The 12,372-nt window shown below is 69.2% G+C and carries 9 protein-coding genes; 2 read left to right on the top strand and 7 right to left on the bottom strand.

Annotation, left to right across the window (positions count from 1 at the left end; genetic code table 11):
• Positions 1-4: 4 nt before the first annotated feature.
• Positions 5-1,597: an OmpA family protein gene (locus BQ8420_RS09780; RefSeq protein ID WP_087097557.1), complete on the top strand. Its 1,593-nt coding sequence runs from the start codon at positions 5-7 to the stop codon at positions 1,595-1,597.
• Between the two features lie 66 nt (positions 1,598-1,663).
• Here BQ8420_RS09780 and BQ8420_RS32285 read toward each other — a convergent pair whose 3' ends face one another.
• From BQ8420_RS32285 to BQ8420_RS09755, 6 genes are all read right to left on the bottom strand, one after another.
• Positions 1,664-1,822, bottom strand: coding sequence for a hypothetical protein (locus BQ8420_RS32285; protein ID WP_200815874.1), 159 nt, complete (start codon positions 1,820-1,822; stop codon positions 1,664-1,666).
• Between the two features lie 4 nt (positions 1,823-1,826).
• Positions 1,827-2,516, bottom strand: coding sequence for a hypothetical protein (locus tag BQ8420_RS09775; protein ID WP_087097555.1), 690 nt, complete (start codon positions 2,514-2,516; stop codon positions 1,827-1,829).
• A 190-nt stretch (positions 2,517-2,706) separates the two neighbouring features.
• Positions 2,707-4,113, bottom strand: coding sequence for a dihydrolipoyl dehydrogenase (gene lpdA, locus BQ8420_RS09770; RefSeq protein WP_087097553.1), 1,407 nt, complete (start codon positions 4,111-4,113; stop codon positions 2,707-2,709).
• A gap of 126 nt (positions 4,114-4,239) precedes the next feature.
• Positions 4,240-5,214, bottom strand: coding sequence for a DedA family protein (locus BQ8420_RS09765; protein WP_087097551.1), 975 nt, complete (start codon positions 5,212-5,214; stop codon positions 4,240-4,242).
• Between the two features lie 281 nt (positions 5,215-5,495).
• Entirely contained in the window at positions 5,496-7,304 is a 1,809-nt protein-coding gene (locus BQ8420_RS09760; RefSeq protein ID WP_087097549.1) for a hypothetical protein, read from the bottom strand.
• 117 nt (positions 7,305-7,421) lie between these two features.
• Complete coding sequence (locus tag BQ8420_RS09755; protein ID WP_087097635.1) at positions 7,422-8,606, bottom strand: winged helix DNA-binding domain-containing protein; 1,185 nt, start codon at positions 8,604-8,606, stop codon at positions 7,422-7,424.
• Positions 8,607-8,733: 127 nt separating this feature from the next.
• Between BQ8420_RS09755 and BQ8420_RS09750 the strand changes: the two genes are divergently transcribed.
• Positions 8,734-9,342 carry a GNAT family N-acetyltransferase gene (locus BQ8420_RS09750; protein ID WP_087097634.1) on the top strand — a complete coding sequence of 203 codons (609 nt, stop codon included), beginning with the start codon at positions 8,734-8,736 and terminating at the stop codon, positions 9,340-9,342.
• 252 nt (positions 9,343-9,594) lie between these two features.
• Here the strand turns inward: BQ8420_RS09750 and BQ8420_RS09745 are convergent, their stop codons facing one another.
• Positions 9,595-11,940, bottom strand: coding sequence for a trehalase-like domain-containing protein (locus BQ8420_RS09745; RefSeq protein ID WP_200815873.1), 2,346 nt, complete (start codon positions 11,938-11,940; stop codon positions 9,595-9,597).
• Positions 11,941-12,372 lie beyond the last annotated feature (432 nt).

Below are 12,372 nucleotides of genomic sequence, written 5' to 3'. Positions count from 1 at the left end.
CCACATGGCGCGGATGAAGCACCTCACCGCGGTCGCGCTCATGGTCTCGGGCAGCCTCCTCCTCAGTGGCTGCGCCCCCGTGTCCGACTGGTGGTCCGAAACCTTCGGAGACGCGTCCGGACCGCCCGAGGTCAGGGAGGATTTCCCCTACGTTCGCGAGGGACGCATCTTCCAGGACACCGGCCAGGACGCCGAAACGCGCTTCGCCATCACCGGCCTGGAGCGCACCGACGACTACACGGTCATGCACTACGAGGTCACCTACCTGGACGACTTCGCCGGGCCCAACCGCAACCTGAGCATGGCCCACACCCTGGTGGACCCCCTCACGGGACGCGTCTACCGCCAGTTCCTCGACGGCGAAGGCCTCAAGTACGGGTCGGAGAGCCCCAACGAGGACGGGCTCTACCCCGTGCACGACGGGGTCACCAACGAGTACACCCGCTACTTCCCCCGCATCCCCGACGAGGTGTCCCAGGTGACGTTCGTCGGCAGCGGGCTGGGTGCCATGACCGGCATCCCCATCCAGGACGTGGAGTCCGAGCGCGAGGACCCGGAGAACCCCATCGGGCCCGATCACCTGAGTCTGGACGACCCGCCCCCGCGGGGCGACAACCTCGACTTCGCCAACCGCCGGCCGGACGAGGACGCCCTCGCCGACGAGGGTTGGGTGCAGAGCTTCGTCGACTCCGAGATCGCCTCCACCACCCGGGACGGTGACCGCGAGATCATCTCGCTCCACTCGGACGTGATGTTCGAGTTCGACCGCTCGGACCTGACCGACGAAGCGGAGGACGTGGTCCGTCGCGCCGCCACCACCCTGGCGCAGAACGTCGACCCCGACGACCCCACCATCACCGTGGTCGGTCACACCGACGGCATCGGCGACGACGCCTACAACGACAACCTGTCGGTGGAGCGTGCCGAGAGCGTGCGGGACCTGCTCGCCGAGGAGCTCGGTACCGACTACCAGCTGGAGGTCGATGGGCGCGGCAAGCGCGAGCCCATCGCCCGCGAGGGTGGTTCCGACGACGAAGAGGCGCGCGCCCGTAACCGGCGCGTGGAGTTCTCCTACGTCTTCGACCCGACGGTGGAGGCCACCGAGGACGAGGAGTACGACGACGACGGCCTGGGCGTGGCCCAGCGCAACGTGACCTGGCCCGCCCCCTACAGCGACGACCCGGGATCCGTGGTCGCCGAGGGGGAGGAGAACGGGATCCGTTTGGAGATCTATCCGCTGCGCCGTGACGGTGCCTACGTCATCGGCACCGTGGCGATGACCAACACCACCGACGACCCGCTCGCCCCCGAGCTGGGCGGCAGCGAGGCGGTGGCCGGTGGCCCCGAGCAGTTCAACAAGGGCACCCTGGGCGGGTTCCAGCTGTTCGAGTCGGACGGCGGCCTGGTCCGCTACGTCGCGCAGATGGACTTCGGTGAGAACCGCTACAGCAGCTTCGCCGAGGAGGTGCACACGATCCAGCCCGGTAACACGCACGAGCTGGTCGCGGTGTTCCCCGCCCCGCCGGTGGACGTCGAGGAGCTGACGATGCGCGCCGGCCCCTTCGGTGAGTTCGAGGAGATCCCCGTCGAGTACTAGGGGTACGTGAACACGGAGGGGGCCCGACAAAGTGTCGGGCCCCTTTCTGTTCCCCGAGACCGCATCTCAGGGGGAGTCGGCGCCCCGTGAACGGTCGGGCAGGCCCGAGGCGATCCGGAGCCGGACGAACTCCTCGGTCAGCAGGAGGTCGCGGCCGGCGTCGAGTTCCTCTCGGCTCAGTCCGCCGACCCCCCGCGTGGGCCCGCCCTCGGCCTCCGAAACCACGACGCTAGTTGCGGATCTGGCCTGCGGCCTGCAGGACGACGCGCTCCAGATCGCCGCGCTCGACCTCGTCGTGGTAGGCGATGGCGGTGACGTAGAAGTCGCCGGGCAGCTCCAGGTACAGGTGGCGGCTGGCACCGTCCACGGTTCCCACGTACTCCAGGTCACCGCCGAGGTCGTCGGACTCCTCCGTGTGGTAGGTGTCCACGTCCACGTCGACGTCCACCTCCCAGTTCATCTCGGCCTCCGCACCGGGCACCTCGACGACGTCCGGATTGGCGCTCGGGTCGGCGCCGGAGGTGAACAGGAGGGTGAAGGACGGGGTGCCCGGCTCGGTGCTTCCGTCGCTGTAGGTGCAGGAGAGCTGTTCGGAGTCGTCGATCCCGTCGATCTCCCCGCTCTCCTCGGTGAGGACGGTGCCGGGGGCCAGATCGCCGACGATCTGGGCGGTGCCCGCGGTCTCGCACGACTCGGGAAGTCCGTAGGCCGAGGCGTCCTGCTCTTCGGACTCCTCGTCACCGGGACTGGGGCTCGCGCTCGCCTCCTCGTCCGGTGAGTCCGTGCCGTCGCCGCTGGAGAGGTTCATATCCAGGTCGAGGTCGACCACGTCACATCCGACGAGGACGAAACCGCCGATGACGACCGCGGCGACGGCCGTGCCCAGGCATGACAGGGGAGTGGACGGGATCAGGCGCATGGGTGGCTTTCGGTTCGGGGTGCGCCGGGCTCGTGGGAGGGGAGCCGGCGGGGGACACAGGGAAACCTAGCAACTCCGGGAGCCGCCGGGGCACGGACGGCGGGGCCGGTCCGAGGTACACCCCTCGGCCCGGCCCCGCTTCGCGTCACGATGTGGCCGAGCGTGACGCGATCGGCCGTGGTGCGGCGGGTCAGAGGTTGATCATGTGCCCGGCCAAGCCGTGCACGGCCTCCTTGACCGCTTCGCTCAGGGTCGGGTGGGCGTGGATGTTGCGGGCCACCTCGTGCACCGTCAGATCCCACTGCTGGGCCAGGGTCAGCTCCGGCAGCAGCTCGGTGACGTCCGGCCCCACCATGTGGGCGCCAAGGAACTCTCCGTACTCGCCATCGGAGACGATCTTGACGAAACCGCGGGTGTCGCCGAGCCCGTGCGCCTTGCCGTTGGCCATGAACGGGAACTTGGCGACCTGGACGTCGTAGCCCGCTTCCCTCGCCTGGGTCTCGCTGTAGCCGAAGCTCGCGATCTGCGGCTGGCAGTAGGTGGCACGCGGGATGAACCGGTAGTCGATCTCTTGCGTCTCGGCGCCCGCGATGGTCTCCGAGGCGACGATGCCCATGGCCTCCGCGGTGTGCGCCAGCATGAGCTTGGCGGTGACGTCACCGATCGCGTAGATGTGCGGCACGTTGGTGCGGCCCCGGGAGTCGATGCCGATCGCGCCCCGGTCGGTGAGCTCCACCCCGCTCTTGTCCAGGCCGTAGCCCTCGACATTGGGGGAGAAGCCGATCGCCTGGAGCAGCTTGTCGGCCTCCAAGGTCTGTTGCTTTCCGTCGGCGTCGGTGACCGTGACCCGCACGCCCGAATCGGATTCATCGACGTTCTCCACCTTGGTGGAGGTCAGGATCTTCACACCGAGCTTCTTGTAGGCGCGGGAGATTTCCCTGGAGACCTCTTCGTCCTCCGCCGGCACCATGCGGTCGAGGAATTCCACGATGGTGACGTCGACCCCGTAGTTGGCCATCACGAAGGCGAATTCGACGCCGATGGCGCCGGCACCCGCGATGATGATGCTCTCGGGCAGTTCCTCGGTGAGGATCTGCTCCTCGTAGGTGACGACGCGCTCGGAGAGGGAGGTGCCCGGGATGAGCTTGGTGGAGGAGCCGGCGGCGATGATCGCGTTGTCGAAGGTGACCGTCTCGGTCTCCCCGCTCGCGTTCCTCACCTCGACGGTGTGGTCGTCGACGAAGCTGCCGCGTCCGTTGAGCTCAGTGATCTTGTTCTTCTTCATGAGGAAGTGGACGCCCTTGACCCGGCCGTCCGCGACCTCACGGCTTCGGCTGAACGCCTTGCCGTAGTCGAATTCGACCTTGCCCTCCACCTTGATGCCGAAGGTGTCGGCGTCGTTGTGGAACAGGTGTGCGAGCTCCGCGTTGCGAAGGAGTGCCTTGGAAGGGATGCAGCCCACGTTGAGGCAGACCCCGCCCCAGTACTTCTCCTCGACGACCGCGGTCTTGAGGCCGAGTTGGGAGGCGCGGATCGCCGCGACGTAACCGCCGGGCCCGGCGCCGAGGACCACCAGATCGAAGTGTTGCTGTCCCATGACGGGATCTCCTTGAGTGTGTTTGTGACGCACCCAGTGCAGCCGGCTTGCCCGGGGTGTCGGATTGCCGGACGCCAGCCTAGCCGCGCTCACTCCACCTGTGCGCGACCGAATGTCGTCCATCTCTCACTTTGTGTCATCGCCACTGGTGGGGGTGGGTGTGGTGGTGCCGGAGTCGCTCACTTCGGTGGCGGTACCGGCTCCGGTGGGGGTGCTGGAACCGGCGGAGTCCCCGGACCCGATCCGGACGGTCTCGGCGTCGTATTCGGCCGCGGCCTGTTCCAGCGCCTCCTTCTTGCGGGCCTTCTGGTCACGGGTGGCGACCACCGTCGGATACAGCGCCATGCCGAAGATGATCGCGAGTGTGAGCCACAGGGCGTACTTGTCGACCAACAGGACGATGTCCACCCCGGACTGTCCGGAGATGAAACCGACGTAGGCGACGAACGCGGTGACCATGAGGGCGCCCAGGATGTCCAGGAAGAGGTAGGTGCGCAGTCGCATCCCATTGGCGCCGGCCATCACGTGGGGGATACCCGCGGGGATGCCCGGCAGGTAGCTCAGCGGGATGAGGATACGCATCACCCAGGGGTTCATCGTCTCCAGACGATCGGCGAACCGGCGCCCACGTTCACCCTGGACGAGGAAGTTGACGATGCCCCGGCCCCAGCGGCGACCCAACCACCAGAACACCCAGTCGATCTTGATCTTGCCGATCACCCCGGCCAGGACCACCAACCACAGGGAACCCTGCCCGAGGCTCGCGAAGGCCGAGGCGGCGCCGACCGCCGCGTGACTGCCGGTGATCAGGGCCAGTGCCAAGGGGTGGTCGGCGATGAACAGCGGACGCAACGGGAGTGTGAGCAGCATCAGCGCCGGAAGGATGAGGGCGACGGCGAGCAGCACCTTGTCCTGACGCTGCGCCTTGCCCTTCCACGGCTTCATGGCGCGGAGGGTTTCCTTGCCGAGCTCCTGCTCCCGTTCGCCCCAAGCCTGCTCGGCGGCCTTCAGGGCCTCCTCGCGCGTGGGGCGGGTGGTGTTCGGAGTCTCGTCGGGATCGGAGTCGGCGTCGTGCCGGGGAACGGGCGTCGTCGGCATCATGCCCCCAGGTTCCCGCGAGGTCCCACTCGCGCAGTAGTCGTAGGAGTCACCGGAGCGGTGTGAGGTGCGCGTGGATTCGGGATGACAAGTGTCATGCGCCCCCTGCCGCGCACATCCCCGGGGGTGGATGACCCCAAGGTCGGATGGCCCCGAGCCACGTGGGCCCCGAGTCGTGCGGGCCCCGAACCGTGCCGCTCCGACCCGTGCCGCTCCGAGAGGGGCGGGTCCGAACCGTACCGTCCCGCCGGAATGGTGCTCACGGACATCCGACGGGGACATCGTCAGCGGCGGGGCGGGTCCATGGGCCACTTCCAGTGTGGTGCCCAGGTGGCGGCGTTCGATACACCCGGCGGCATCGGTGGCAGCAGTCGGGCGCCGGGCGGGTCGTCCTTCCGCTCCGTCTCCTCGGAGGTGTCGTCCGAGGAAGGTGCGTCGAGGGTGTCGTCCCCGCGGGGCGAGTCCGGGTCGTCGCCCCAGGAGGGTGCGTCGAGGGGGTCGTTCCAGGACGGAGAGTCGAGGGCGTCGCCCCATCGGGCCGAGCCCGGGTCGTCGCTCCAGGAAGGTGAGTCGAGGGCGTCACCCCAGGACGGCGAGTCCAGGGCGTCTCGCGCACCGCCGAACGGGTCGGGGTCGCGGAAGGGACCCGGGTCCGGGATCGTGTGCGACTCCTCGTCGTTGAGTGGTGGTGAGGTACTGGCCCAAGGGGCCGGGACCGGGAACTCGTCGGCCTCGTCCTCCTCGAAACGCGCCGATGACATCGGTGCGGCGGAGGACGGGGGTGAGGCGGGGGAGGTGGACGAGGGGCCGATCGGATCATCGTCGAACGGGGACCCGCCACCGAAGAGGGAGTCGAAGTTCGGATCGAGGTCGTTGGAGATCAGCCCGGGGTCGGGCGTGTCGAGCTCCGGGTCCAGGGCCGAGAACGGGGCGGACAACGGATCCGAGTCCACCTCGGCGAAGTGCGCGGCCACACCGAAGTGACGCGGCGGTCGACGGTGCGTACCGGTGTCGTCGAGCTCGATCGGCGGGGCCTGGGGGTGGCGGACGCTCCCCGCCGGATGGAGCCGTGCCCACCAGGAGGCCGCCTCGTCCGCGTGCAGCTCGGCCAGGACGGTGAGCGCGCCGGGGATGTTCGGGTGGCGACGCCCGGCCCGCCAGGAGTGCATCAGCGACTGGGGCTCCAGGACGAGGACACGCTCGCCGTCCACCTCGGGGATGCCCCCGGGGTAGCCCTCGTTGCCCACCCAGGTGCCGTCACCGCCGACCAGGTCCCACTCACCGCGCACCACGTCGGCCAGCGGGTCCACCAGGCCGTCGAGGGAGGCGACCACCCAGCGAGGATCGGGACGGGTGCCGGGCAACCGCAGCCCCTCCTTGCCGATCAGCGCGTCGGCGAGCAGGGTGTGCAGTTGGAAGTTGTCGCTCACGCCGTCGAACCGGACCCGGAAACCTCGCCACGAGGCGCGGTCCAGGACGAGTACACGACTCACCTCGGCCATGCGTAGTAGCTCGGTGACCTCACTGAACTCGCTCAACCGGGTGGACAGGGCCTCCACGATCTGGCTCAGTCCGTCCAAGGCGCTGCGGTCCGCGCGCACGGCGGAACGCACACCGGAGTCGCTCAGCATGGCCTTGGCCGCGAGCCCGTACCGCTGGGCGGTCCACCAGCCGATGGTGGCGAGGGGGGCGTTGTCGCCGAGGACCTCCTCGACCCGCTTCTCGTCTTCGTCGCCGACCTGGGAGGGAGCGGGCAGCGTACCGCCGCCGGTCTTCTCCCAGGCGTGCATGAACGCCACGGCGGCCTGGCCGTAGCTTCCGACCTGTCGCAGTACCTCCAGACCGGACTGTCCGGCGGGAGTACCCGACTCGACCAGGGCACCGGCCAGGACGGAGAGGTCGGCCGCGACACCCGCGTAGGGTTCGCAGTCGCCCAGCACCGGGGCCAGGGCCTCGATGGCGATCTCGAGTTCCTGCTGGGGCACGCTGGAGGACAGCCGGAAGGCTTCCTGCACGGCCTCGGAGAAGTCGGGGGCCTGGCCGGCGGCGGTGTCGAGCACCCGTTGGAACGCGGCGCGGAACTCTTCAATCACCCCAGAATCCTGTCATACCCTCACGGACTTGTAGTGACCCGGATGCATGTGCACGAAACGGGTGCGCGGTGTGTGCGGTGCAGGTGGGGGATGCGGAGGGGACGGATGGTCGAAAGATCAGTCAGGGTCGTGGATTCGGACCTCTTGGCCGTTCTGGTCCGGGGAGAGGAAGGCGAGGAGCCGGCGGCCTTCGTCCATGATCTCTTCGGTCTCCGCACTCTTGAGGGGGCGAAAGGGGAACACGTCCAGGGACCGAGCGTGGGAGGGGAGACGGGCGGGGCGGTCGCGGTTCACCTTCCACGTGGCCGCCACCGAACCGTCCAGGAGCACCGTCGAGGGCGGCATCCCGTTGCGGACCGCGATGCGGCGCCGGGACTCGGCGGAGATCACCCGGGTGCGGTCGGCGTGGGCTCGGAGGATGTTGTCGAAGTCGTAGAGGAAGCGGGCGGGCGCGGGGGTGTCGGGGTGCAGGTCCGGGTGGAGTTCGGAGCCGGGACGAGGGGCGTGGGGCAGGTCGAACAGTTCCACGGGTTTGGTGGCCCGGCGGGCTTTCGCGGTGTTCTCGTCCTCCTCTGAGTGGAAGGACACCAACCGGTCGCGCAGGCTCTCCACCACCGATCTGAGGCGGGTCAACCCGGACCAGGCCTGGACGTCCTGGACGCTCGCCGGCCCGTAGGCGGCCAGGTAGCGCAGGACCAGGCGTTCCCGGTCGGGTTCGGCGTCCATGGGCAGCCCGGTCCAGGTGTCCGCCGGCGCCAGTGCCGGGGCGCCCGAGGCGCCCCACACCCCGCGGGGCGGGACCTGGACGACCGGTAGGAGGCAGCGCACCACGTAGGAGAGGTGCGGACCGGGAACGTCCGGCCAGTGCTCGGTCAGGTGCTCGCCCAACTGCTTGGGGGTGAGCGGGTGCTCCGCCAGGATCTTGCGGGCCATGTCGAGCACGGCGGAGCGGTCCATCCCGGCGGTCGCCTTGCCGTGGGTGCTGTGTTCGAGGTCCCTGGACATGACCTCAGCGGTGGTACCGCGCAACCACCGGGCTTCCTGCGGGGTCACGAGGTGGAGGGTGGAGCGCATCAGTGACATGCGCACCAGCGCGCCCTCGGTGAGCAACCGTCCCACCTCGTGCGGGTCGGGAGACCGCAGACGGTTCTGTAGGGCGACGTACCAGGTGTGAGGGGTCTGCGCCTGGAGCCCGCCCAAACGGGTGACCACCTCGACGGTCGGTAGGTCCACGCGTTCGAGTAGGAACTGGCGGGCCAGGGTGGCGCGGTTGAGCGCGCGGCGGCTGAGGACGGTGGCCATCGGGTGCACTCCGGGTTCCGTTGTGTGTCGGCACCCTACCCACCCCCACCGACGATCCGGGGGCTAATCCCACCGAAACAGGCCTAAAATGCGGCGCGAAGGTGTCGACGAGCCGCCTGGGGGCGACATGGTGGAGAAACGTACATGGGTTGAGCGGGCACGGGTCCGGTTGGAGAACGAGTACGTGCGGCTCACACCGGTCCAGGAGGGTGATCGGGACGGCTGGCGGGAACAGGCGCTGGACCCCGACATCTGGACGCACTTCGTCACCCGTGTCGACGACGAAGCGGGCTTCGAGCGCTTCTTCGACTCCTACCTGGCCGCGAGCGAGACGGGGAAGCGGACCACGTTCACCATCACGGACCTGGTCGGCGGCCGGATCGCGGGCAGCATGAGTTACGGCAACCTCTCGGAGCCTGACCTGCGCCTGGAGATCGGCAGCTCCTGGCTGGGGCGCGACTTCCGTGGCCGGGGCGTCAACCACTGGGCGAAGTACCTGCTGATGCGGCACGCCTTCGAGGCCATGGACGCCGAACGGGTGGAGTTCAAGACCGACGTGCTGAACGAACGTGCCCGCCGAGGGCTGCGTGCGATCGGTGCGACGGAGGAGGGCGTCCTGCGCAGTTACAACGTGATGCCGGGAGGCCGACGCCGGGACGCCGTGTACTACTCGGTGCTGCGCGCCGAGTGGCCGCTCGCGCGCACACGCCTGGAGGAAGGCCCCCGCCACCGCTGAACGAGGGTCGCGGGGCATCGGGACCCGCCGGACCGGCCCGGGGGTGTGGGGGACGCTCGGGGCGCCTGAGAAGGCCGAGACGCCCGGGACGCCCGGGACGGGTTTTCCACAGCCCCGGAATCCCGGCCGGCTCCGGGGGAGGAGAGCAAAGGTCGGGGCGCCCCGATGTACGAGGCGCCCCGAAGGACCGGATCCGACGCTACCCGCCGGTAGGCGTACGGTCGGCGGGTAGCGGGTGGTCGTCGTCGTTGGTCAGGCGTGCTGGTCCAGGAGCTGGGCGCAGCGGATCAGGCCCAGATGCGAGTAGGCCTGCGGGTGGTTGCCCAGAGCCCGCTCGGTGACCGGATCGAACTCCTCGGGGATCAACCCGGTCGGTCCGGCCGCCCCCACCAGGTGCTTGAACAACTCCTCCGCCTCGGCCCGACGACCCGTCAACAGGTAGGCCTCGATCAGCCAGGTCGTGCACAGATGGAAGCCGCCCTCACCACCGGGCAGACCATCGTCACGGTGATAGCGGTAGACGGTGGGGCCGCTGCGCAGCTCGGCCTCGATCGCGGTCACGGTGGCCTGGAACCGCTCATCGGTCGGATCGATCAACCCCGACAGGCCGATGTGCAACGAAGCCGCGTCCAGGTCGGTGCCCTCATAGGCGGTGGTGTAGGCCTGAGCGGTCTCGTTCCACCCCTGCTCCAGCACCTGGGTGGCGATGCTCTGCCGCAACCGCTCCCAGGTCGGGTCGGCCTGGCGCCCGTAGGTGTGGGCCAGGCGCAGGGCCCGGTCCAAGGTCACCCAGCACATCACCTTGGAGTACACGCGCTGGCGGGGCTCGTCGCGTTCCTCCCAGATGCCGTGGTCGGGTTCGTGCCAGCGCCGTGCCACCGCTTGGGCCATGGCCTGGATCAGGTCCCAGTCGCGGTCGGCCAGGGACCCACGGGCGGTGGACAGGTGGCAGATGAGTTCGACCACGGGTCCGAACACGTCGAGTTGGACTTGGTGGTCGGCGAGGTTGCCGATGCGTACCGGGCGGGAGCCGGCGTACCCGGACAGGGACTCGATGGTCTCCTCGGGGCCCAGTCCGGTGCCGCGCAGGCTGTAGAGGGGGCGCAGCAGTTCGGGGGAGGGCAGGGAGTCCACGACCCGGTGGAGCCAGTCCAGGAAGGCTTCGGCCTCGCTGGTGGAGCCCAGGGTGACCAGGGCCTGGACGGTCAGTGCGCCATCGCGCAGCCAGCAGTACCGGTAGTCCCAGTTACGGACCCCGCCGATCTCCTCGGGCAGGGAGGTGGTGGCGGCGGCCATGACCCCGCCGGTGGGTGTGCACAGCCCGCGCAGGGTCAACGCCGACCGCGCCGCCAAAGAACTCTCGGTGTTCGGAAGGTCCAGGGTGTCCAGCCAGTGCGACCAGTGGTGCGCGGCCTTCTCCTGGCGTTCGGGTTCGGTGCGGGTCTCGGCGGCGAGGGAGTCGGTGCCGCAGCGCAGTTCCAGGACCACGGACTGCTCGGAGCGGGGATGGACGGTGGCGCGGGCGACGTCGTCGGTGCCGTCGTGGTCCACGTGCCATTCCACGCCGGGAGAGCGCAGGACCATGGGGAAGTCGGCGCCCTCGATCCGCAGGCCCTCGGGTTCGACGGTGATGCGGATCGGGGCGCGACCGAAGTCGGGGCGGGGCGCGAACTCGACGACGGCGGGGGTGACACCGGCGATCACGCGGATCAGGTCGGTGCGGCCGGGTTCGGTGTCCTGGGCGAGGTAGTCGGTGACCTCCAGGCGCGACCAGCGGGTGCGCACGGTCATGGTGCCGGGCAGGTAGCGCTGGCCGAGGGGGAGACCGCCGTGGGCGGGGGTGATCGCGAAGACGCCCGCCTGGCGTCCACCGAGCACCTCGGCGAACAGGGCGTTGGAGTCGGGCTCGGGGTGACAGAACCACAGCAGGCGCGCGTCCGGTCCGACCAGGGCCACGGAAGACTGGTTGGAGAGCATGGACATGCGCTCGATGGGGGTGGGGCGTTCGCCGAACACCCAGGCGCGGCGCTCGTTGGCGAGCAGGCTCAGGAGCGTGGCGGCGGTGGGGGTGTCCGGGACGCTGTGCGAAGCGACGGTGGGTTCGGTGCCCACACGGACACCGGCGTCGGCTCCCGTGTTCAGGTTCGTGAACACCGGCTCCTCGCCGTCGCCGCCGCCGATGTAGAGGAGTGCGGTGGCGTCGACCTGTTCGCGGAGGACTTCGAGGGCGGCGGACTTGTCCGTGGGTGTGTCGACGGTGAGGTCGGTGTCGAACTCGGTGCCGTGAGCACCGACGAGGCGGACCTCGGCGGGCAGACGGGACAGCACGGCCAAGTCGCGCAGGGGCCGGGCGGAGACGACCGCGCACACGGTGCCGGGCAGGTCCGCGAGGTCCCGCAGGGCGCGGACGGCCTCGGGCAGGGGGCCGCGGTGGTCGGAGTCGACGGGGGCCAAGGCGCCGTCGTAGTCGCAGGCGACGAGGAGCCGCGAGGTGCGCGCCAGCGCGGAGACGCGTTGGCGGACGTCGAGAGGCATCGTCGCGAGAGTGGTGTCGATCGCCCTCGTGGACGTTGCTTCGACCGCTTGGGTGAGCGTCACGTTGCCTCCTCCACATGGTCCACTACATGACCTGGGAAAATAGGTGAAATGTAGGACTCCGCGCACATGCGATCGGTTCACACGGGATCGGTGTGGAAAACGTAGACGCAGGGATGGTGGCGCGGGATGAGCCTCGGGGGACTTTGAACAGACATCAGGAACTTTTAACGCGCAATGTGGCGAACCGGATGATGCCGGTCGTTCCGGAAAAGAACGTCTCCCCCAGAGGTCAACGCGAGACTACCCGCGTCGTGGGACTCCTGCGACCGGAGGGTTAAGTGATGCAGATCACGTGCCGGGAGGACCGGAAACCGTCACAAGGTTCCTCATCTTCGGCGCATGAAGGGGCCGGGTGGGTGGCGAGCCACCCACCCGGCCGGAGCGGGGGAGGAGTCGGCGCGGAAGACCCTTCTCCGGCCTGTGGAGGTGGCC

This window comes from Nocardiopsis sp. JB363, from assembly GCF_900143625.1.
In the GTDB taxonomy this organism is placed as follows: Bacteria; Actinomycetota; Actinomycetes; order Streptosporangiales; family Streptosporangiaceae; genus Nocardiopsis.
This window is presented reverse-complemented; position numbering and strand designations above follow the sequence as displayed.

Bases quoted from the DNA above. Each gene is read 5' to 3' on its own strand.
- BQ8420_RS09780 (WP_087097557.1), top strand. From the start codon at position 5: ATGGCGCGGATGAAGCACCTCACCGCGGTCGCGCTCATGGTCTCGGGC.
- BQ8420_RS09775 (WP_087097555.1), bottom strand. From the start codon at position 2,516: ATGCGCCTGATCCCGTCCACTCCCCTGTCATGCCTGGGCACGGCCGTC.
- lpdA (WP_087097553.1), bottom strand. From the start codon at position 4,113: ATGGGACAGCAACACTTCGATCTGGTGGTCCTCGGCGCCGGGCCCGGC.
- BQ8420_RS09765 (WP_087097551.1), bottom strand. From the start codon at position 5,214: ATGATGCCGACGACGCCCGTTCCCCGGCACGACGCCGACTCCGATCCC.
- BQ8420_RS09755 (WP_087097635.1), bottom strand. From the start codon at position 8,606: ATGGCCACCGTCCTCAGCCGCCGCGCGCTCAACCGCGCCACCCTGGCC.
- BQ8420_RS09750 (WP_087097634.1), top strand. From the start codon at position 8,734: ATGGTGGAGAAACGTACATGGGTTGAGCGGGCACGGGTCCGGTTGGAG.